At 61.5% G+C, this 21,783-nt stretch carries 18 protein-coding genes; 12 read left to right on the top strand and 6 right to left on the bottom strand.

Annotated features, from left to right (window positions below):
• Positions 1 to 228: 228 nt before the first annotated feature.
• The 5 genes from rfbC (at position 229) to BLW80_RS23390 (ending at position 4,879) form a co-directional block, all read left to right on the top strand.
• Positions 229 to 798 (top strand): dTDP-4-dehydrorhamnose 3,5-epimerase, encoded by a 570-nt coding sequence (gene rfbC / locus BLW80_RS23410; RefSeq protein WP_093760184.1) that lies wholly within the window; start codon positions 229 to 231, stop codon positions 796 to 798.
• 3 nt (positions 799 to 801) lie between these two features.
• Entirely contained in the window at positions 802 to 1,851 is a 1,050-nt protein-coding gene (gene rfbB, locus BLW80_RS23405; protein WP_093760182.1) for a dTDP-glucose 4,6-dehydratase, read from the top strand.
• 7 nt (positions 1,852 to 1,858) lie between these two features.
• Positions 1,859 to 2,746 carry a dTDP-4-dehydrorhamnose reductase gene (rfbD, locus tag BLW80_RS23400; protein ID WP_093761100.1) on the top strand — a complete coding sequence of 296 codons (888 nt, stop codon included), beginning with the start codon at positions 1,859 to 1,861 and terminating at the stop codon, positions 2,744 to 2,746.
• A 14-nt stretch (positions 2,747 to 2,760) separates the two neighbouring features.
• The gene (gene rfbA / locus BLW80_RS23395) at positions 2,761 to 3,636 is read left to right on the top strand and encodes a glucose-1-phosphate thymidylyltransferase RfbA (RefSeq protein ID WP_093760180.1); all 876 of its coding nucleotides are present in this window, start codon (positions 2,761 to 2,763) and stop codon (positions 3,634 to 3,636) included.
• Between the two features lie 115 nt (positions 3,637 to 3,751).
• Entirely contained in the window at positions 3,752 to 4,879 is a 1,128-nt protein-coding gene (locus tag BLW80_RS23390; protein ID WP_170849777.1) for a DegT/DnrJ/EryC1/StrS family aminotransferase, read from the top strand.
• 32 nt (positions 4,880 to 4,911) lie between these two features.
• Here BLW80_RS23390 and BLW80_RS23385 read toward each other — a convergent pair whose 3' ends face one another.
• On the bottom strand, positions 4,912 to 5,745 hold the full coding sequence (locus BLW80_RS23385; protein ID WP_139285899.1) for a formyltransferase family protein: 834 nt from the start codon (positions 5,743 to 5,745) through the stop codon (positions 4,912 to 4,914).
• A 133-nt stretch (positions 5,746 to 5,878) separates the two neighbouring features.
• Between BLW80_RS23385 and BLW80_RS23380 the strand changes: the two genes are divergently transcribed.
• Entirely contained in the window at positions 5,879 to 6,952 is a 1,074-nt protein-coding gene (locus BLW80_RS23380) for a class I SAM-dependent methyltransferase (RefSeq protein WP_093760174.1), read from the top strand.
• 33 nt (positions 6,953 to 6,985) lie between these two features.
• Here the strand turns inward: BLW80_RS23380 and BLW80_RS23375 are convergent, their stop codons facing one another.
• The 5 genes from BLW80_RS23375 to BLW80_RS23355 all read right to left on the bottom strand — a co-directional run bounded on the left by BLW80_RS23375 (position 6,986) and on the right by BLW80_RS23355 (position 14,520).
• Positions 6,986 to 7,753, bottom strand: coding sequence for a GNAT family N-acetyltransferase (locus tag BLW80_RS23375; RefSeq protein ID WP_170849776.1), 768 nt, complete (start codon positions 7,751 to 7,753; stop codon positions 6,986 to 6,988).
• A 137-nt stretch (positions 7,754 to 7,890) separates the two neighbouring features.
• Positions 7,891 to 8,925 carry a PLP-dependent aminotransferase family protein gene (locus BLW80_RS23370; protein ID WP_093760170.1) on the bottom strand — a complete coding sequence of 345 codons (1,035 nt, stop codon included), beginning with the start codon at positions 8,923 to 8,925 and terminating at the stop codon, positions 7,891 to 7,893.
• 6 nt (positions 8,926 to 8,931) lie between these two features.
• Positions 8,932 to 11,010 carry a glycosyltransferase 61 family protein gene (locus BLW80_RS23365; protein WP_093760168.1) on the bottom strand — a complete coding sequence of 693 codons (2,079 nt, stop codon included), beginning with the start codon at positions 11,008 to 11,010 and terminating at the stop codon, positions 8,932 to 8,934.
• 19 nt (positions 11,011 to 11,029) lie between these two features.
• Positions 11,030 to 12,676: a hypothetical protein gene (locus tag BLW80_RS23360; RefSeq protein WP_093760166.1), complete on the bottom strand. Its 1,647-nt coding sequence runs from the start codon at positions 12,674 to 12,676 to the stop codon at positions 11,030 to 11,032.
• Positions 12,677 to 12,810: 134 nt separating this feature from the next.
• On the bottom strand, positions 12,811 to 14,520 hold the full coding sequence (locus BLW80_RS23355; protein WP_093760164.1) for a sensor histidine kinase family protein: 1,710 nt from the start codon (positions 14,518 to 14,520) through the stop codon (positions 12,811 to 12,813).
• A gap of 223 nt (positions 14,521 to 14,743) precedes the next feature.
• Between BLW80_RS23355 and BLW80_RS23350 the strand changes: the two genes are divergently transcribed.
• The 6 genes from BLW80_RS23350 (at position 14,744) to BLW80_RS23325 (ending at position 21,782) form a co-directional block, all read left to right on the top strand.
• Positions 14,744 to 15,628 (top strand): acyl-ACP--UDP-N-acetylglucosamine O-acyltransferase family protein, encoded by an 885-nt coding sequence (locus BLW80_RS23350; protein WP_170849775.1) that lies wholly within the window; start codon positions 14,744 to 14,746, stop codon positions 15,626 to 15,628.
• A 66-nt stretch (positions 15,629 to 15,694) separates the two neighbouring features.
• Positions 15,695 to 16,726, top strand: a complete 1,032-nt coding sequence (locus BLW80_RS23345) for a glycosyltransferase (protein WP_170849774.1) — start codon at positions 15,695 to 15,697, stop codon at positions 16,724 to 16,726.
• Positions 16,727 to 16,826: 100 nt separating this feature from the next.
• Positions 16,827 to 18,365: a glycosyltransferase family 61 protein gene (locus BLW80_RS23340; RefSeq protein ID WP_170849773.1), complete on the top strand. Its 1,539-nt coding sequence runs from the start codon at positions 16,827 to 16,829 to the stop codon at positions 18,363 to 18,365.
• Positions 18,366 to 18,595: 230 nt separating this feature from the next.
• Positions 18,596 to 19,678, top strand: a complete 1,083-nt coding sequence (gene gmd, locus BLW80_RS23335) for a GDP-mannose 4,6-dehydratase (protein WP_093760156.1) — start codon at positions 18,596 to 18,598, stop codon at positions 19,676 to 19,678.
• Positions 19,675 to 20,610, top strand: a complete 936-nt coding sequence (locus BLW80_RS23330) for an NAD-dependent epimerase/dehydratase family protein (RefSeq protein WP_093760154.1) — start codon at positions 19,675 to 19,677, stop codon at positions 20,608 to 20,610. The genes gmd and BLW80_RS23330 overlap by 4 nt, the downstream gene beginning before the upstream one ends.
• The gene (locus BLW80_RS23325) at positions 20,607 to 21,782 is read left to right on the top strand and encodes a DegT/DnrJ/EryC1/StrS family aminotransferase (protein WP_093760152.1); all 1,176 of its coding nucleotides are present in this window, start codon (positions 20,607 to 20,609) and stop codon (positions 21,780 to 21,782) included. The genes BLW80_RS23330 and BLW80_RS23325 overlap by 4 nt, the downstream gene beginning before the upstream one ends.
• Position 21,783 lies beyond the last annotated feature (1 nt).

Genomic DNA, 21,783 nt, shown 5'->3' with positions numbered 1-21,783 from the left:
GCTGGTCAAATCCGCACTCGTTAAGATCGGCAACATATGCCCTTTGGAAAGGCATAAAGCAGCCATCATAGCGACCTCAATAGGGGCTACCTCAAATTGACGAACCGCGACAAAGGCTTGTAAGGCTACGTCGCGCTTGGTGCCCGATCGTAGCCGGGCGTTGGCGTAGCGACGATCGTGCGGCGCAAACCCGACCAGATCGACCGACCGGCTCAGGAACTGCCCAACATGCATATCGAACGCCTGGAAATCCCCGATATCTGGCTGGTCACGCCTAAGAAACACGGTGACGCCCGCGGATTTTTTTCCGAAACCTTTCGGAGCGACGTCTTCGCCGCCCTTGGCTTCACCGTGCCGTTCGTGCAGGACAACCACGTCCGCTCCACCCAGAAGGGTGTCCTGCGCGGCCTGCACTTCCAGACGCCTCCGCACGCCCAGGGCAAGCTGGTGCGCTGTACACGCGGTACCATCCTCGACGTCGCCGTTGATATCCGCACCGGCTCGCCGAGTTACGGACGCCACGTGGCGGCCGAGCTGTCGGCAGACAACTGGAACCAGTTGTGGGTGCCGGCCGGCTTCGCGCACGGCTATCTGACACTGGAGGATGACTGCGAAGTCATCTACAAGGTGACCGATTATTATGCGCCTGAATGTGATCGCGGCCTCGCCTGGGATGATCCGGCGCTGGGGATCGAGTGGGGCATTTCGGCCGCTGATGTGGTGTTGTCGGACAAGGACCGCAAGCAACCCAAGCTGGCGGAGATGCTGCCGGCATTCGACTATATTCGTCAGGAGTAATGGATGCGGGTTCTCGTCACCGGCGGCGCCGGCTTTATAGGGTCGGCGGTCTGCCGGCATTTCATTGCCGATCTAGGCTATGACGTCGTCGTGCTGGACAAGATGACCTATGCGGGCAATCTCGCCTCGCTGGTACCGGTGGCATCCAGCCCGCGCTACGCGTTCGAGAAGCACGACATCTGCGACGCAGTCGTAGTTAACGCGATCTTCGAGAAATACCAACCGGACGCGGTGGTGCATCTCGCCGCTGAAAGCCATGTCGACCGTTCGATCTCCGGCTCCGACGTGTTTGTGCAGACCAACGTCATGGGCACCTTCACGCTGCTGGAGGCTGCGCGCAGTTATCTCAAGACGCGCGCGAATAACGCGATAGACTTCCGCTTCATCCACGTCTCCACCGACGAGGTCTACGGATCGCTCGGCGCCGAGGGTCTGTTCACTGAGACCACGCCCTACGATCCGTCCTCGCCCTATTCGGCGACCAAGGCCGCGTCCGATCACCTCGCCAAAGCGTGGCACCGCACCTATGGCATGCCGGTGATCGTGTCGAACTGCTCGAACAATTACGGTCCGTATCATTTCCCGGAAAAGCTGATCCCGCTGGTCATATTGAACGCGCTGGACCGCAAGACGCTGCCGGTTTATGGCGACGGATCGAACGTGCGCGACTGGCTCTACGTCGAGGACCACGCCCGCGCGCTCGGCGTCATATTGTCGAAGGGCGTGCCCGGCGAGACCTACAACATCGGCGGCCGCAACGAGCGCAAGAATCTTGACGTGGTCGAACAGATTTGCACCTGGATGGACGAGCTGCGCCCGGCCAACACCTCGCATCACGACCTGATTTCCTTTGTCACCGATCGGCCCGGCCACGACCAGCGCTATGCCATCGACGCCAGCAAGCTTGAAAACGAGCTGGGCTGGCGAGCCCAGGAGACTTTTGAAACCGGCATCGAGAAGACGGTGCGCTGGTATCTCAATAATGCTGGCTGGTGGGAGCCGCTGCGCCAGAAGGTCTATGGTGGCGAACGCCTTGGCCTCGTCAAGGCATGAGTTGCGCATGCGCTTGTATGTGATTGGCGGCGAAGGGCAGATCGCCCGCTCGCTCCGCGAGGCGGTGGCCGGCCGCCCGGACATCGTGTTCGGCAGCAGCAGCCGCGCCGAGCTGGATCTCCTGAATCCGGCCTCGATCGACAAGGCGCTGGCTGATTTTCGTCCCGATATCGTGGTCAATCCGGCGGCCTATACCGCCGTCGACAAGGCCGAGGTCGAACCGCAGCTGGCCTTCGCTATCAATAGCGACGGCGCCGGGGCGGTGGCGGCGGCGGCGGCCCGTCAAAACGCGCCGGTCATTCACTTCTCGACCGATTACGTCTATGACGGGAAGAAGACGGGCGCCTATGTAGAGAGCGATCCGGTGGCGCCGCAGGGGGTCTATGGCCAGTCCAAGCTGGCGGGCGAACAGGCGGTCACCGCCGCACATCCCCGTCACGTGGTTCTGCGCACCTCTTGGGTCTATGCGCCGTTCGGCAGCAATTTCGTCCGCACCATGCTGCGTCTAGCCGCTGAGCGCGACCGGCTACGGGTGGTGGACGACCAGGTCGGCTGCCCGACCTATGCGCCAGACATCGCGGAAGCGACGCTGGCGATTGCCACGCGGATCGCGGGGCAGGGCTGGCGCCCCGACCATGCCGGCGTCACCCATCTGGCCGGGCCAGACGCCGTGAGCTGGTGCGGGTTCGCTCGCGAAATCGTCCGGCAATCGGCCGCGCGCGGCCGGCGCGCCGTGCCCGTGGACGCCATCTCCACGGCCGATTATCCGACGCCGGCGGCGCGGCCGACCAATTCGCGGCTGTCGACGGCGAGGCTGGCCGAGGTGTTTGACATCCGGCTGCAATCGATGGAAACGTCCCTTGCGAATTGCTTGGATCGTCTCCTGCAATCTTAGACGAGGGTGGGTTTTTGAAGGGCATCATTCTGGCCGGCGGCAGCGGGACGCGGCTTTATCCGATGACGCTGGTCACGTCGAAGCAGCTGCTGCCCGTCTATGACAAGCCGATGATCTACTATCCGCTCAGCACACTGATGCTGGCCGGAATCCGTGAGATTTTGATCATCTCCACCCCGCACGATCTGCCGTTGTTCCAAGCGCTCTTGGGCGACGGTGCTCGCTGGGGCCTGTCGCTGTCCTATGCCGAGCAGCCGAAGCCGGAAGGCCTGGCGCAGGCCTTCATCATCGGTGCAAAGTTCGTCGAGGGCGGTCCGTCCGCGCTGATCCTCGGCGACAATATCTTCTTCGGCCACGGTTTGCCGGACCTCATGGCCAGCGCGACCTCGCGCGCCTCCGGTGCCACGGTGTTCGCCTATCATGTAGCGGATCCGGAGCGTTACGGCGTGGTCGCCTTCGACGCCGATGGCAGGGCCACCTCGATCGAGGAAAAGCCTCTGCAGCCGAAATCGAATTTTGCAGTGACGGGGCTGTATTTCTACGACCAGCAGGTGGTGGATATCGCCGCCAACATCAAGCCGTCGGCGCGCGGCGAGCTGGAGATCACCGACCTTAACCGGATCTATCTGGAGCGCGGCGAGCTCGGCGTGGAAAAGATGGGCCGCGGCTTCACCTGGCTGGACACCGGCACGCCGGACAGCCTGCTGGAAGCGGCGGAATTCGTCGCCACGCTGGAGCGGCGCCAGGGGTTTCGGATTGCCTGTCCGGAAGAGGTGGCGTTCAACCAAGGCTACATCGACCGTGCGCAGCTCGAGAAGCTCGGGCAAGCGCTCGGCAAGAGCACCTACGGCAAATATATCAGCGATATTGCTGCCAATGGCGAAGCGTAACCATCCGGCCCGATCCGCGGTTTTGTCCGTCCAGGTTATGTGCTACGAACCTCGTCGGCTTCGCGGGTTGCGCGCGGCATCGTTTTTCAAGCCCTGTATGAGAACGTAGAAGCTGGTGCGATTTCCTGTCCTCAGGCCTCTTCTCCCGACGGCCGACAAGCTGCTGCCCTACCTGCAGCGGATTGATGCGACCCGTTGGTACACCAATCACGGTCCGCTCCTGAGGGAGTTTGAAGCAGGATTGGCGCGCCATTTCGCCGTCGGTGAGGACCAGCTTGTCACCTGTACCAACGCCACGCTGGCGATGTCGCAGGTGCTGCGGGCTTTCGATATTCCGCCCGGCAGCCTCTGTGTGATGCCGTCATGGACGTTCGTTGCAACGCCGGCCGCTGCGATCTGGGGCGGGCTGCAGCCGTACTTCGTCGATGTCGATCCCGTCAGCTGGCTAATCCGGCTCGAGGATGTGAAGCGGATCGCCGCGACGCAGCGCGTCGGCGCGGTCATCGTGGTGTCGGCATTCGGCGCCCCCCTCGATCTGGCGGTCTGGGAAGAGTTCACCCGGTCGACCGGCATCCCGGTTGTGATCGATGCCGCGGCCGGCTTTGACGGTTTCGCGCGCTGCGGCGAGCAGCAAAGCAGCGTACCGGTGGTGGTCAGCCTGCATGCGACGAAGGTGTCGGGCATCGGCGAGGGCGCCGTCGTTCTGACGCGCGACGCGGCACTGGCGCGGCGGATCCGGCAGTTCGGCAATTTCGGCTTTCACGGCAGCCGCAATTCCGAAATGGCGGGTGCCAACACCAAGATGAGCGAATACGCTGCGGCCAGCGGGCTCGCCTTGCTGGCGGAATGGTCCGACCGGCGCCAGGGGTGGAGCGATCTCAGCGCGGCCTTTGCCGCGCAGGTCGAGGCCATTCCCGAGCTTCGTCTGGCCCCCGGCTTCCATGAAGGCTGGATCTCGTCCTACGGTCTGGTGGAATTGCCCTTGTGGATGTCGGCGGCGTCATTTGCCGCCAGTCTACAACAGCACGGCATCGAGACGCGGCAGTGGTGGGGCACGGGCTGCCATTTGCAGCCGGCCTACCAGGACTGTGCCCGCGGCGCGCTCCGCGAAACGGAGCGGCTCGGCCGGCAGGTTGTCGGACTGCCATTCTGGCTCGGCCTGACAGTCGACGATTTCGCCGAGATATTTGCCGTGGTGCGATCCGCGCTGGTCAGAGATCAGAAGTCACTGGCCCGCGGCTAAGTGCGGAGCCTTATGAGGGTTCCCTCTCGCGATCAGGGGACCAGTTCAAGAGCCATCCATTCGTCCCGGGTCCGGACGATCAGCGTTTCGCCAAAGGCGTGAACGATCTGGGACGGTTTTGTGTCGGGGTAGAATGTGTTCATCGTGGAAGCCTGTAGCACGCGTGTGGCATGCACCATGCGGTGTTGGCCGTTGACCTGAATAGTCGCGAAGCGATTGCCAATGGCCAGGGCGCGAACCCGGGCCTCGATCTCGCCGGAGGTCATGTCTAGGTGCATGTCCCTCAGTTCGATGGCGTCTCGCCGCGTAAATACCGTTTCCCGCCAAGGAGCCTGTGCAATGCCGGCCGCCACTTCGAAGTTGCGCGCGATCGCTATTTTTAGGGCCTTGGCTTCCGCCCGAAAGGAAAGTTGATACAGCAATTCGAGACTGATCGACGGGTCGAGCTTGATCGGTACTTGCGCGATGTATGGCCCGACATCGACCCGGTCCGTCATCATATGACAGGTCGCGCCAGCGTTCCGGAAGTAGTACATCGCCGATATGACAGGGATCGGGCCGCGATGATCCGGCAGAATGGCCGGGTGGAGATTGATGAAAAGCTGACCAGGCCGTTGCAGCTCGGATATCGGAATGATGAACGGACAACCCTCTGATATCAGAATCTCGAACTTGGTGGACCGTATGATCTCGGCGAGTTCTTCTCTGCTATCAAAAAGGTCGAAATTCCACCCTTCGTGCGCAAGTTCTCGATGCGCATAGCTGCCCCGATGAACCGCAAGTGTCGGCGCTGCATCGAGATCGCTCAATATCATCGGTACGGCGTGGGTGCGGTTGCCGATAAATAGGACTTTTGATTGCCGCAACGAAACATCCCCGGATGCGTCACAGGTTTCGCGGTTTGACGGCCCGCAAACGACAAATCACTATTGACCAATATGCGTGAAGCTGCAACAGGCCTAGTCAATTCAATCGGGTACCGACAGCCGAAGGCTAGAAATGAACGTTCTGATTTTTCCCTCAAGCGTCGATGAATCGGTTCGGCTGGCCGCCGATGCCCGTCGTTCCGGCGATGTGGTGATCGGCTCCTCGTCTTTGGCGGTAGATCCGAACGCGGCCTTCTTTGATCGCTGGGAACATCTGCCGTATCTCGGGGAGCAGGATTTTCTGACGAAACTATGCGAGCTGATCGAGCGTGAAGGCATTCAGGAAATCGCTACGCCGCACTCACCCACCTATCTGGCGCTTGAACAGAGTCTGCCGCGCATTCTTCCCGGAGTATCTCTCAGGGGAACAAGTCCCTATGGCGCGCAAATGGAGCGGGTGTCCCGCGCGAACGCCGAGGGCGCACGATGCGCGCTGATCGTCGATGGCATTGCCGACAAGGAAAATTCGATTCCGGTCGGCCTCCTGAGCGCCATCCTGGCCCAGGCCGACCAGATTCACGGCGAATGCACGAAGGAAAAACTGCTCGCGATATGCGGCATTTTCTCAGACAGCCCGCGCGGCGACGTCATCGAGATAGGCAGCCTGTTTGGCAAGAGCGCTTACGTTCTCAACCGGCTGGCGACGCATTTCGGGGTAGGTGCAACGCTCGCCGTCGATCCATGGGACATGGAGACTTCGGTTCAGAAGGATTCGTCGGTTCTCATTCAGCAATACACCCGGGTGTGGGACTGGAATCGGATATTCGACGGATTTCTGCTGACCATGCAGGCGTGCTGCTGCGGGGATTTCAACTACATTCGGGCAAGCTCGATGTCGGCATATGGCCAATATGATGGCGGGGCTGTTGTCGTATCGGAACAATTCGGGCGCACCGAACTTGCAGGCTCGATCGCCATTCTGCACATCGACGGGAACCATGATGAGTCTGCGGTCAGGTTGGACTTCGACCTTTGGGCTCAGAAACTGGCTCCGGGCGGGTGGATCATTTTCGACGATTACGAATGGACGCACGGCGACGGGCCCAAAGTGGTTGCCGATGAAGTCGTAGGAAAATATGCCGGATTTGTTGAGCGGAAGTTCGTGGCCGGCGGGGCGCTGTTCGTGAAGATGAGTTCGACCGGATAGGATGCGGCTCGGTGCCGTTTGCGACGTACGCGATCAGTGTTCGGCGCCGGAATGTTCGGGCATCTTCGGGCTTCGATAGGCGGGGAAGAAATCGCTGGCTGCTGCGTCCGCGCTGAGTTTGTCGTAGGCCGCGCGGTCTAGTACCTTGCCACACAAAAGCGATTGCGCCGTCCGGTTGGAGAAGCCGGCCTTGAAGCGCGCCAGCCCGCCGGAAGTATCGTCGCCGCTCCCGGCCCCGCCACCGAAATTGATCACGTCGCAGTCGTCGAGGTCGCCCAGTGCGGCGTCGTTGACGGCGTAGGCCGCGCCCAATTTGTAACCTCGCGCGGTAGATGCCGCGAGATGACTGATGGCGTGGTTACCGTGGGTTACGAACAGATGCGCTGAGACCAGTTCGCCCTCGGCGAACGCGCCGAACATCCGGACTCCTGAGAGATCAGACAGCAGCCGGAAGTGCGCGTCGGGGAAGGCATGGACTCCAGTCAGTTCGTGCCGTTCGTGCAACTTTCCGTAAAGCCGCTGCCAGTCGCCGAGATGGTCCGCAAGCGCGATCTCCTTCGCGTCGACCTGACCGCGGGCCCGCTTGATCTCGTAGCGATGATGCTTGCCATAGGCGAACGGCCCTAGCGTGCGATCGTGCAGGTGATGCGTCTTGAACGGCCTGGCGAAGTCAAACGCTCTCAGGGCGTGCGTGGGAGGCCGTAGGGCGTCCTCGACCACGAGGACGACGGAGACGAGACCGCCGCCCGCCAGCCGTGCTAGTCCGGCTTCAACGTTGGCGTGCGGCGCGATGGACGTCACGGGATATGGCCCGACGGCGTCGTGACGACCCCCGGCCACGGGCCGAACTAGAACGTGGGTGTCCCACTCTGGTACGGCGAAAGGCTCGCCGACGTGAGGCAGGCTTTCGGCATAACGTTCGGTTCCATAGGGGTGGGTCATTCCAAAAGGCTTGCCACACGGTTGGCGATCCTGTCCATCTCGGCCTCCCTGTAGCGGTGGTCGCAGGGCAGCGTGACGAGTTCGCAGCTCCACTGCCGTTCCAGCGGAAAATCGCACGCCGGGCCGGCGATCTCGGCCCAGTGCACCGCCGCAAAGATCCGCTCCGCGTGCAGTTTCCTGAGCAGCGATTTACGGCGGCCGGACGGCACTCGGATCACATATCCCAATGGCGGCGAGGTGATGGGGCAGGGCAGCGCGGACCACGCGCGCAGGCTGCGATCGAGGAATTGCCAGTTCTGCAGCCGCGGTTCGCGAAGGCTCTGCAGCGAGGTCCGCGACAGCAGGTCGAGGCTGCGCTGGCTGATCGCCTCCGGCGACGCCGTCATCCTTCGTTCTTTTTCCTGGTTGGCCGCATGCCACGCGGCATTATTGAGGCCGTCGGGGTCCTGATGGCGTAGTAACGGAGCGACCCACAGGCTGGTGGCGTCGGGAGCGCGCTCAGGGGCGGGCAGCAAGCCCCCCCGGTTGCGGGCCACGAGGATACCGCCATCCGCCACTCCGAACAGTTTCCGCGGGCTGTACAGTCGCCAGTGGCTCCACATAGTGCCTGGATCCAAGGCCTGGGCGCAATCTTCGATCGTCCACAGGTCGGGGCGGCTGGTGGCGAAGGCCCGCGTTTCCGCGGCTGCGCCTTGGCCAAAATAGGCGTTAACCAGCATCAGATCGCCTGCCTCGGCGAGGCTGTCCAGCACATTCAGGTCTGGCTGAAATCCGTCGAGCAGCGGGTAGAACCTGACGCGGGCCATATCGAGCCCGTCGAGCAAATCGACGCAGGAAAACGCCGGCAGCCAGATCGAGGCCGTCGGCAACTGACGTGCCAGGCCGGCGAACGCCGATCGAGCATTGACGAAGGTTACATAATCGCCGCTCCCGGCCCAGGCGTCGAGGACGCTGGCGCCCTCGGAGGCGCCATCCGCCTCGTGCAGTTCGAAGAATCCGCCGATCGGTCTGAAAGGGGCGGGGGTCTTCATGGCTGCCTACCGGACGCCCAGAGATTCGAGGGCTGCTATCACGGCAGCCGGTTCGATGTTGTAGTCCGCATGCTTGCTCGGCGAAGCGTCCTTGCTGCAAACCCAGAGTGGCCGATAGCCGAGCACTTCCAGCGCGGACTGAAAGCCGCCCCAGTTAAAGGCTTCGCTCTGGGCGAGCACCACAGTCGGCACCCCCTGCGGCGCGAACAGAAGATTGAGCAGTGCGGATCCGTTCGGCGCGACGATGACCTCGGCGTCGCGAAACAATGCGATCTGCTGTGCCAGCGTCAGGTCTTCGGGATACGCTGTCTCGAATCCCACCATATGCAAAGCCGCTTCGATCTCGACCTCGTTGGTCAATCGCCGCCAGCGCAAATTCCGCCGTCCCAAGAACAAGCGGCTGCGTCGTGCCCCGGGCGTGAAGGCCGGATCGGAAGCTGATCCGGCCAACACCCGTTCGCGCAGGATCGCAAGCGTCGGTGCCGACAGTATGTTCTGACGTTCGGAAGGCACGCCGTGCCCCGCAACGAGCTCAACCGGGAAGAAGCCCGGCGGCGGCGCGTACACTAGGCGCCGGCAGCGGAATGCTTCGCCGAGCGGGATCTGAACGATGGGCCGATCGCAAACCAGCGTGAGGTAGTCTATGTGTGAGGCCGGCATGTCGGCATCAACGATCACAGGCAGATCGTTAAACGACGGGTGCTGCTCGAGCGTCGGCAGCCGACAGAGATACTCCGGAATCCAGTGCCCGAATGCATTCGATGCGAGGCCGGACAGCATGATACCGCCTTCGATATCGATGGGCGCGTAAGCGGCCTTGTCGACCATGACGGTCCGGCCGCTCTGTCCGAGCACGCGCTTGTCATAGGCCCAAGTGACCATATGGCCGAATTCAGGGTCTGCGCCGACGTCATTCACGATGCCGTTGTCGGCCATCACGATCAGGCTCGATTGCGAGGCGATGATCGCGTTAGGCAATTCGACGACATAGGGTTTGTAGCCCGCGACCAGCGTTGGCGCGGCGGGCTCAGCGCCGCCCCAGATGCGCAACTGGCCGACCGGTACGTGCTCGACCGGGCCGGCTTCGACGACGGCGATGCCATGGCGTTCCGCCCATGTGCGGGCCGTCTCAATACGCGCTGCCACCGTAGTGCTGCCTGCCGGTGCCGCGTCCGGCTCGCCATGCTCAACCAGATGCGTGCGCCAGGAAAGCTGCAGCGCAGGACTGGAAAAGTCTGCCGGGGCCGTTTCCATGACAAGACGGGCCGCGCCGAATCCGCGCGATTCCAGGGTGGTCTCCAGCAGGTTGGTGCGCATGCTGACGTCGGATGGATACACCTGAACGGCACGGCCGAACGCTGCGCGCGCTTCCGTGGCGCGGCCAAGCGCCCGCAACGCCATCCCGCGGGTGAACAGAGCAAGCCAGTCACCGGGGCTAATGTCCGTTGCAGTCGAGGAGGTCGCGACCGCCTCTTCGAGCCTTCCCTGTTGCTGCAGACAATAGGCGAGCAAGCCCTGCAACTCACCGAGTTCGGCAAAGCGCGTCAGACTTTCTCGGGCTAAAGCCTCCGCGCCGCTGGCGTCGCCAGAATTGAGGCGAGCGCGGATGGCGGCAAGATCAACAACGGCGGCGCCTCCGGCCACGCGCTGCACGATTTCGTCCAACTGGTCAGTGGGTATCTTGGAGCGAACGTCGGCAGGAGCTTCCGCATAGAGGGAATACATTGCGGCAATGCCGTCGGTGGCCATCGCGACTTCCATTCGTCGGTAAAGCGCGGCTTTCGGATCGACCCGCATCGCCATCGATTTTGGTTTGACGACTTCTTCTGCGAGACAGGCGGCCTTGCGTGCGATGCTGCGAACTCGGTGCGCCAGCCACGAGGACGGATCCTTGCCGATTGCCTTGTCGCAATGGACAACGGCTTCCGCAGGCTTGCCGGATTGCAGGCAGATGTGACCGAGCAAGGCAAGAAGTGTCGCGCTTCCGAACTGTTCGACGGCGCTCTGGCAAAGCCGTTCGGCCTCGGAAAGATTGGCCGAGTTCAGCTCGGTCTGAATTGCCGCGAGGGCATCGGAGTCGGTCATGCTGTATGAATCTCGGGTTCTATTTACGCTCGAACAACACGACTTGGCTCAAGTCCGTGCGGGTGACGGCAGGGTCAGTGAACCAAGGATGCGCCAACTTGTCGATCCATGCGAGGTTATCCTTGTCCACGACGATCATTTGCCAGGGCAGGTCTTTCATATCCGCGAAATGACCGGATCGGTCGAGAACGCTGGAATGCCACGGTGACATGAAAAGTTCGGGGCCTTGCACCGCGACCGTATCTTTCATCAGATCGTAGATGCCGATGAAGGAGAGAAGGAACAACCGGCCGCATGCCGGATCGACACTGCGGTACATCCACAGCCTGTCGCGGTCTGGCGGCAGTTGGCGCGCGAGAATGACTTCCCGATCGTTCCTCGTCCGGATTTCGGCGGTGGCGAACTGCTGCTTCTGTGCCAGCGCATCCGGCACTGCGACATAGAGACCGATGGCGGTGAGTAGCATCGCAACCGGTGCGCCCCAGCTGACGCCGGCGCGTGCCTGCCACACCACTAGGAATGGAAACACGGCGACAAAGGAGACGACGTAGTAGGGCTGAAAGTGTTTCAGCACCGCGATGAGCATGACGCCCGCTGCGCCGTAAAGAAACACCGCCTCCGGGAGAAAACGCCGCAGCCAATCCGCGTCGTGACGGCGTCGGACAATCTGCCAGATCGCAAGGACCGCACAGGCCGCCAAAAAAACGAGTATCCAGCGATCCATCGTCCAGATCGTTCCGAGATTGGCGAGCAGGGCACCGAACGAGACAAAGGTCTTGGCGCCAGAGCCGTAGATTCCGCTTCCGAACAGGATCGCCTTGTGGGCGTCGAGCATCAGCTGCAGGCCTTGGCGGCTCAGCAGGAGATACCCGAACACAACGACGCCGATGACGATTCCGGCCACGAGCAGCACGGACCGGATCGCGGCGTCCCTCCAGCTCAGACGTTGTGCCCACGCCGCCGCGAACAAAGCGGGGATCAGGGCCGCCGGCCAGACGACGTAGTTCATTTTATGCAGATATAGCCCGCTGGCGGCGAGCCCGCACAGAAAGATATTCAGGAGCGGCCGGCGTTGCCCCGGAGCGAGCATCGCCAGCCCCAGCGGAAAGAACAGCGCGGCGATCGGGAGCGAGAAGCTTTCATTGAAAAACTGATACGTGCTGTATTGGAGGCTGGCCAGCGACACAAAATAGCAGCTCACGGCGGCGCAGCGCGCCAGCGGGGGGAGATTTCGGCAATAGCGCCAGAGCAGAACGAGACCAACAAGTGTCAGCAGGACAGGGGCAGCCTGGTTGACCGCCCAGAAATGTTCGGGATCGCGGAGAGCGGCATCGAAAAGCTCGCGCGGCGAACCGCTGCCACTTGTCGCGCGATACATCGCAAAGCTTGCGAACTGAAACCACAAGCCGGGTTGGTAATACTGCGCCTGGCTGAGTGTCCTGTGCCCCGGCTCGCGAATCCAGAAGTCGATATTGACCGCCTGGGCCAGCGACATCACCGGCCAGTCCCAGGGAAATCCCCAGAAAGAAACCGGGATTTCGACCACGATACGGTGCCAGAACAGAACGCCCGCTACCGTCAAGCCGAGGAAAAACCCGAACTCCAGCAGCTGAGCCCACCTCGACTGATACAGAGCGGCACCGGACGTGCTCGGAGTTATGTCCATCGCCTCAGCCTTTGATCGCTTACTTGGATGCGATGTCGAAGATGGGAATTTCACGATGCAAGCCTTATTGTCTGCAGCCGCAATAGTCGCTGGTGCTGCCTCAGGCAGTGGGAAATTGCACCTTGGTGCATTTGCTATTCGGACGGTTGTTCTCGCTCAAACAAAACGACCTGCTGCAACTCGGTCCGCTTGACTTTCGGATCGTCGAACCACGGATGCGCAGTCTTGTTGAGGTAGGCGACCGATGTCTTGTCGACGACGATGGCTTGCCAGGGAACCGCCTTCATATTCACATAGCCGGAGGCTTCTTCGATCATATCGTGCCACGGCGAGACAAACCGCTGAGGCCCCTGAACTTCCGTAATGTCGTTGAGCAGGCTTGGGATACCTGTGAAATTGACGAGGAACAGCCGACCGCAAAAGGGGTCGACGTCCCGATACATCCACAGCCGGACCGCTCCCGGCCTCAGCGCGCGGCTGACGATCACCTCGTGATCGGCCTTCATTTTCGCCTCGGTTTCCGCCCAGCTTTTCTGCACCAGGATCAGGGCGGGGACAGTGCCGAGCGCCGCCAACGCCGTGAGAAGCAGGGCGACCGGACCAATGATCCAGACTCTTGCGCGCGCTAACCAAAAAATCATGAACGGAAGCACCGCGGCCACCGAAACGATGTAGTACGGCTGGTAGTGTTTAAGCACGGCCAGCAGCATGGCGGCTGCCGCTGCGAAGATGAAAATTCCCTCGGGCAGTTGGCTAGCGAGCCAAGCAGAATCACGCAGGTGAAGCAGGGTGATGGCGACGGCGAGCAGCGCGCACGCCGCCAGAAGCAGTACGAGGTAGTATTCATGCTGCACAAGGCCGAGGGCGCTCGCGATCATGCTCTCCAGCGAGACGACGGTATGTCCCCCCTGGCCGTAGATGCCGCTGCTCAGCAGGATCTCCTTGTGAGACTGTAGCATCATTTGCAGCCCGGTCGGTCCGAGCAGCAGATAGCCGAGGGCCAGGACGCCGACGACTATGCCGGCGACCAGCAGCAGCGAGCGTAGTAGCCCGTTGGTCCACGTGGTTCGCCCGGTGACGGCGGCAGCTAGAAAAGCCGGTATCAGCGCAATGGCCCACACGATGTAGTTCATCTTGTGAAGATACAGCAAGCTGGCGACAACGCCGCAAAGTAACGCGTTGAAATAAGGACGCTGTTGCTCGGTGGAGAGGATGCGCAGTCCGACCGGGAAGAAACACGCCGCAAGCGGCAGCGTGAAGCTCTCGTTGAAATACTGGTAAACGCCGAAAGCGAGCGCGGCACTGCAGACGAAGTAGCTGCTGATAACGGCGCAGCGCGCCAGTGCGCCGATTCCCCGCGAAGCGCGCCATAGCAGGACTGTTCCGAGCGCGGTCAATGCCAGCGGCATCACCTGCAGCACGTCCCAGTAGCGCTGCGGATCGCTAATGACTTTTTGAAACAGCTGGTGCGCCGATCCGCTGCCGCTGGTGACGCGGTAGATTCCGTAGCTGGCGAACTGGTACCACAGGCCGGGCTGGTAGAACTGCGCCTGGCTGAGAGCCCTCGGACCGCTTTCCCGTGCCCAGAAGTCGATGTTGACCGCTTGGGCGAGCGACATGATCGACCAGTCCAGCGGCACGCCCCAGAACGACACGGGGATCCCGATCACGACGTGCTGCCAGAAAAAGAGCAGAGCGGCGGACAAGGCGAGGACAAATACAATCTCGCCGATCCGTTCGATCCTACCTCGCGTATCCGCCGTCACCAGACCTGCCGCGCCGGAATGCTCGCTGTCGGATGGAGCAGGATATGTTGGTTGGGGGACGGCCGTGCCACGCTGCATTGTGCCTTCGGATCAATCGCTGGGAACAGAGTGGAAGGTATCGGCTGGACAGCCTATCGGGGGGCTCTTATCCTCATTGAAACACCGTAAAACATCACCGCCGTCAAGGGATCTCTGTGACATATCCGAGGTTTGACGGTTTGGGGGGCGGGCCCCGGCGGGTCCGCATACATGCTTGTTGCAAACCTAGCTCTGTCGCTGATGGTTCGGTATGGAAGTTCCTATGTTGATTCATCCCACCGCCATCATCGATCCGTCGTCGCGATTGGCCGCCGGCGTGCGCGTTGGCCCGTACGCCGTCATCGGCGTCGGCGTCACAATCGAAAAGAACGTTTCGATTGGTACCGGAAGCCTGATCGGGAGCGATGCGCAGCAACCATCTTCCTGGGCGCAATCCGACACAGTGGTGCTCGCGCCCGGCGTCAGTATCGGCGCTAACTGCCGGATCACAGGACAGGTTACGGTCGGCGCAGGCACCGAGATTTTCGATGGTTGCCGGCTGCGCGGAACGCTGACGATCGGGGCGGAAGCCCAGTTGTTCGACAACGTCGTCGTCGGCAACCCTGGACAATTTCCCGGACATCACCAGCGCGATGGCCGTATCGAGATCGGCGACCGCTGCGTGCTGCGAGAAGGGGTTATCGTGGCCCAGCCTATCCTGTCGCCTCTCACGTCGGTGGGCGCCGACAGTTATCTGATGGCGCGGACCCAGATCGATCATGATTGCCGGATCGGGCAAGGCGTCAAAACCGGAACCGGGGTGACATTGGGGGGTTCCGTCGAGATCGGCGACTATGCCTATCTCGGCATGAACGCCGTCGTTCATCAGCGATCGGTGGTGGGTGGCTATACGATGATCGGGATGAACGGTGTGGTGATGCGGCATGTCCCGCCCTATGCCGTCTTGGTCAACCGGCGGTTTACCAAGATCAACAGCCGCGGGCTTGAGATAAAGGGATGGTCCGCGGCCTCCCTGGAGGCGGTGGAAAGTTTCTACAGGACGGGCAAGCCCGGGCTTGAGGACGGCCCGGATGATGCTTGGAAACTGCCGATCCAAGCGTTCCTTGACCGGATTGGGAGCGAGGAATATGAGACCATTACAGGGTGAGAGCGAGGCGTGCAGATTACAGCCGTTTCAGCAGGATGATGCCTTCGAGCCAACGCGGTGAATGTCTTGCCCATCGTCTCTGTCGTTGTACCGGTCTATCAGCAGCAGGCTTTTGTTGCGGAAGCGGTAGAAAGTCTTCTCTCGCAGACTCTTGCCGATATCGAGATCATCGTTGTCGATGACGGGTCGATCGACGACAGTGCATCGATCGTGGAGTCGTTCTCTGATCCGCGCTTGGTCTTGATCCGCCGGCCGAACGGTGGGCCCAGCGTCGCCATCAATGACGGCATGCTGCGCGCGCGGGGCGACTTCATTGCCTTGCTGGGCGGCGACGATGTCGCTGAGCCTTGGCGCCTAGCCCACCAAGTCGAGGTGATGGTACAGCGCGGTATCGACATCATCTTCTCGGAACCCACATTGATCGACCGCGAGGGAAGGGTTCTACAGGACACGGTCGTTCCGAATTTCTACTCGCATGCGGGGCACCGGGGCGCGCCGTCGATTTTTAGGCAACTCGTTCTGGACGGAAACTTCCTCTGCGCGCCAACGGTAATGTTTCGGCGAAACGTTTTCGAGGAGATCGGGCTGTTTCGTCCCGAGCTCATTCAACTGCAGGATTATGAGTATTGGATGCGCGCTGCGGCAGCCGGCAAGGTCATCTCGGTGATGCAGCGCCGGACCACACGCTACCGGCGGCACGCCGGCAATCTTTCCAGCGCTAGTGCTGATGACGCGATGATGGCCGAAATGATGGTCTGTCTGCATCGGGCGCTGGCGGACGCACCCGCATTGATGATCGCCGAAGCCTTCCCTGAAATGATGCAGCCGGGGCAGCGTTCGGCGACGCGCGTCGACCGTGCATTGATTGCTATGGCGCATCGTCATGCGCCGGCGCTCAGCAACGTCTTTCTGCTTCGCGCTTTCCTTTCCGGCGATGCGGCCGATCCGGACGACACGTTTCTAATGGCACGCCTTAGCGATCTGCCGCTGCCGGTTTTTTCCGCCGGAAGGACCATCTTGAAATCGGGCATTCGCTCGGTCAGTGCTGAAAGTGCAGAAGAGGCTATGTGGATGCCAGCCCGAAAGAAAAGCAATTGAACCGATGACATCCCCGATGCTCATACGCTTGTCCCGTCGCGCCATAAAATTTTACCGGTACGGGGTCGTGGAATCGGATTCGGCGCTGAGTTCGATCTTGATGTCGGGACTGTTCGATCTCGGATTCTATAATGTTCAGTCGTCGACGCCTTTCAAGAAGCGGCGCGATGCTGTCCGGCACTACATCGCTCAGGGCGAAGGCGCCGGGCTGAATCCAAATCCGTTTTTTGACGTGGAGTGGTATCGATCCACCTATCCCGATGTGGTTAGCGAAGGTCGGAATGCGCTGTTCGACTTCCTGTCTCGTGCGCCAAAATACGAGCGAAATCCTTCGCTGGGGTTCGATTGTGGCTGGTACCTGTTGCAATACCCGGATGTTGCGGCCGCGGGCGTCAACCCGTTGCGGCATTTCATGTCCGACGGCCATCGTGAGGGACGAATTCCGTCGCCGCTGAACATTGCTGTTCAGGCGCCGGTTCGAAATTTCAATCTGACGCGTGCCGCGACGCCGCAGGAGGGGGAGACCGAGCTTTCCGGCCGGTTCGACGTGGCGCCGGTGCCGGGCGCCCAGCGCAAGATCGGCGTTTGGGATGCGGCCGCGACGGGCAAGCAGGACTTCGTGCCGGGAAGCCGGGCCGAGCTTTTTCCGCCCAGGCCCTATACCGCGGTTTTCCGCGATGTCGGAATCGTCGGCGGCACGCGGCTGGTCATCACCGACACCAACACTGTTTTTTCGGACGAAATCGCAACCTTCTGGGAGGCGCCGGGATGGTGCGTCCGTCCCCATGGCTACAAGATCGATGGTTCGGGGACATTGTCGGTTGCGTTGCACCGGCGTTATCCATCGCATATCGAGCGCGGCGCGCATCTGATGCACGAATACGCCAGCAACTATTTTCATATGATCACCGAGCTTCTGCCGCGGCTGATCGCGGCTGAAGACGGTGGTCTCGATCCCGACCTGCCGCTACTAATCCAGGAGGGATTGCATCCCAATCTGCTGGAATTGCTCGGCGTCATCAATCAGCGAAACCGGCCGCTTGTTGCGCTGAGGAGCCGGCAGATTTACACGGTAAACGAACTGCACTTCATCTCCGACGTCGCCAGCATCCAGGATGTCTATGAACGGCCGCGGCACAGCGAAGAGACCGTCCTGCATCGCGGCCTGACTCGACGTCTGGCGGACCGGGTGATTGCCGCGCTGGATCCGGGCGAGCCGCCGCAACGCTCGCGACGGCTCTATGTCCGCCGCGGTAGCCGGTATCGTGGGCTGTTGAACGAGCAGGCGGTGGAGGAGATGCTGATTCGGGAGGGGTTCGAGGTTGTGCTGATGGACGGTCTGTCCGTCGCCGCCCAGATCGCCCTGTTTAGGCAGGCCCGGTTGGTGGTTGCGCCGACCGGTGCGGCTGTGACAAACATCCTGTGGTGTCAGCCCGATACCCCAATCTGCGTGCTCTCAGCCGAGCACGACGCCATGCCCGTGGAAATCTGGGTGCAACTGGGCGAGATTGCGGGGTGTGGTGTGACGTCAATGCGCTGTAAGCGTGCATTTGACCGAGACGATATCTATTCAATTCATGACAATTACACGGTGGACCTCGAGGAATTGAAGCAGACGATCCGCGGGCTGGAGGCATAGGGCCGATCCGGCCAATGGCGTCAGTGGCGGTGTGCACCGGAAGTCCGGTTGCGCGGCGGGAGCAAAATCTTGGTCGGCCGCCGGTTCTTGGGGCAACTTGACGCCCTGCCATGAACAGGGCCATGTCTGTCCGCGCGGGCAGGTCGGCGAAGTCGCTGGGGCGGCTTGCTGCTTTACAGAATGACCCAACGTCGCCTGTTAGGCTGGACCCATAATATTAAGAGTTGTCGATGTCGAAAGTCGCTTTGATTACCGGCGTAACCGGTCAGGATGGAGCCTATCTTTCCGAGCTGTTGCTTGAGAAGGGCTATATCGTCCATGGCGTGAAGCGCCGTTCCTCGTCGTTCAATACCGGCCGCCTCAGCCATCTGTACAATGACCGGCACGAACCCTCCGCACGCTTCTTCCTGCACTATGGCGATCTGACCGACGCCACCAATCTGATCCGGATCATTCAGGACGTTCAGCCCGACGAGATCTATAATCTCGGCGCTCAGAGCCATGTCGCGGTCAGCTTCGAAACCCCGGAATACACTGCAAATTCCGACGCGCTGGGCACGCTGCGGCTGCTCGAGGCGATCCGCATCCTGAAGCTCGGTGACAAGATCCGCTTTTACCAGGCCTCCACGTCCGAGCTGTACGGCAAGGTGCAGGAGACCCCGCAGCGCGAGACGACGCCGTTCTATCCGCGTAGCCCCTATGCCGCCGCCAAGCTGTATGCTCACTGGATCACGGTGAACTACCGGGAGGCCTACGGCATGCATGCGTCATGCGGCATTCTGTTCAATCACGAGAGCTCCATGCGCGGCGAGACCTTCGTCACGCGCAAGATCAGCCGCGCTGTCGCCGCCATCGCGGCCGGCCGGCAGAAGCATCTCTATCTGGGCAACCTCGAAGCGCAACGCGACTGGGGTCATGCCAAGGAGTATGTGCGCGGCATGTGGCTGATGCTGCAGCAGGACGAACCCTCGGACTATGTACTGGCCACCGGCGAAGTGCACTCGGTGCGCGAATTCGTCGAAGTATCGTTCGCCCGTGCCGGCATCCCGATTGCATGGCGCGGCCAGGGTCTCGAAGAGGTCGGCTATAACGCCGAAACCGGCGTCGATCTGGTTTTCGTCGACCCCGCCTATTTCCGCCCGACCGAGGTTGAGTTCCTGCTCGGCGACGCCACCAAGGCGCGCGAGCGACTAGGCTGGGTGCCGCAGATCAGCTTCCTGGAACTGGCGCAGGAGATGGTCGACCTAGAAATCCAGGCGCTGCGAGACGGCCGTGTCCCGAATGAATACCCGCTCGGGATTCGCGAAGCATGAGAATACTGCTCACTGGCGCGACCGGAATGGTCGGGCGAAACCTGCTGGAGCATTCCGACGCCCAAAACTATGTCTGGCTGACACCGGGGCGCGACAAGGTCGACCTGCGCGACCGCGACCAAGTCCGTGGCTTTCTGAAAGCGGAAAAGCCCAACTTCGTGATCCACGCCGCGGGCGTCGTGGGCGGCATTCAGGCCAACATCCGCGAGCCCGTCAGGTTTCTGCTGGATAATCTCGACATCGGCCGCAACGTGATCGCGGAATCGCGCCGCGCTGGCGTGACGCGGCTGCTGAATTTGTCGTGCTCTTGCGTCTATCCGCGCAACGCGCCCAATCCACTGCAGGAAAGCAGTCTGCTGCAGGGCGAGTTCGAGCCGACCAACGAAGGTTATGCGTTGGCCCGGATGGCGGCGCTCAAGCTGTGCGAGGCGATCAGCAAAGAGGATCCGTCCTTCGCCTACAAGACGCTGATCGCCAGCAATCTCTACGGCCGTTTCGACTCGTTCGATCCGTCCAGCTCGCACATGGTCCCGGCGGTCATTGCCAAGGTGCACGCCGCCCGCTTCGCCCATGTGGCCGAGGTGGATATCTGGGGCGATGGCCTGGCGCGCCGCGAGTTCATGCTAGCTGGCGATCTGGCCGATTGCGTGCTCCGCGCGGTGGAGCGCTTCGACGATCTGCCTGCGCTGGCCAATGTCGGCACCGGCGAGGACCACGACATCAATACGTTCTACTCGGAAATTGCCGCGATCGTTGGCTTCAAGGGCAGGTTCGTGCACGATCTCACCAAGCCCTCCGGCATGGCGCGCAAGCTGCTCGACGTTTCGCGGATCGCGGCGTGGGGCTGGCGCGCGCCCACCTCCTTGTCCGACGGACTGCGGAAGTCCTATGCTTTTTATCAACACGACATCCTGAACGAGAACATCCAGTGACCATTCAATATCCCCTCGCGAGCAGTTCCTGGGACGACGAAGAGTTGGGTGCCATCCAGTCGGTGATGGCCACCGGCATGTTCACCATGGGTGAGCACGTTCGGAAGTTCGAAGAAGAGTTCGCCGCCTATACCGGCAGTAAGTACTGCATCATGGTGAACTCCGGCTCGTCGGCCAACTTGCTGGCGATTGCCGCGCTGTTCTACCGCGGCGCCGGCGCGCTGAAGGCCGGCGATGAGGTGATCGTCCCCGCCGTGTCGTGGGCCACCACCTACTATCCGCTGTCGCAGTATGGGCTGAAGCTGAAGTTCGTCGATATCGATCCCGATACCTTGAACTTCGACCTCACGGCGCTGGCAGAGGCCGTCACGGATTCCACCCGGCTGATCTTCGCCGTCAACCTGCTCGGCAATTCCAACGACTTCGAAGCCATCGGCAAGATCATCGGCGACCGCCAGATCATCATCGTGGAAGACAACTGCGAGTCGATGGGCGCCACGTTCAAGGGCAAGCAGTGCGGCACCTTCGGCGTGATGGGCACCTTCAGCACGTTCTTCAGCCACCACATGTCGACCATGGAAGGCGGCCTGATCGTCACCGACGACGAGGAGCTCTACCAGATCCTCAAGTCGACGCGCTCGCACGGCTGGACACGCGGGCTACCGCAGAAGAACCACATCGCCGGCGAGCTCAGCAATGATCCGTTCTTCGAGTCGTTCCGCTTCGTGCTGCCCGGCTATAATCTGCGCCCGATCGAATTCTCAGGTGCGATCGGATCGCATCAGTTGCGCAAGCTGCCGGGCTTCATCGAAGCCAGGCGCCACAACGCCGTGGTGTTCCAGGAGTTGTTCGGCAACGATCCACGGTTCTCGATCCAGCAAGAGATTGGCGAGAGCAGCTGGTTCGGTTTCGCGCTGACGGTCACCGAGCGCGCGGGTTTTGACCGCAAGCAGGTTGTCGATGCGCTGCGGCAGGCCGGCATCGAGTGCCGTCCCGTGGTGGCGGGCAACTTCACCCGCAATCCGGTGATCAAGTGGATGACGCACGAAATCCACGGCACGCTGCGCCACGCCGACCGCGTGCATGAGCACGGACTGTTCGTCGGCAACCACCAGTTCCCGATCGACGATCATATCCGCCTGCTGAAGCAGACCCTCGTCAGGCTGGGCTGAG

It is taken from the genome of Tardiphaga sp. OK245, assembly GCF_900108575.1.
Classification (GTDB): Bacteria; Pseudomonadota; Alphaproteobacteria; order Rhizobiales; family Xanthobacteraceae; genus Tardiphaga; species Tardiphaga robiniae.
The sequence above is the reverse complement of the archived record's forward strand: the minus strand, read 5'-3'. Positions and strand labels throughout refer to the sequence as shown.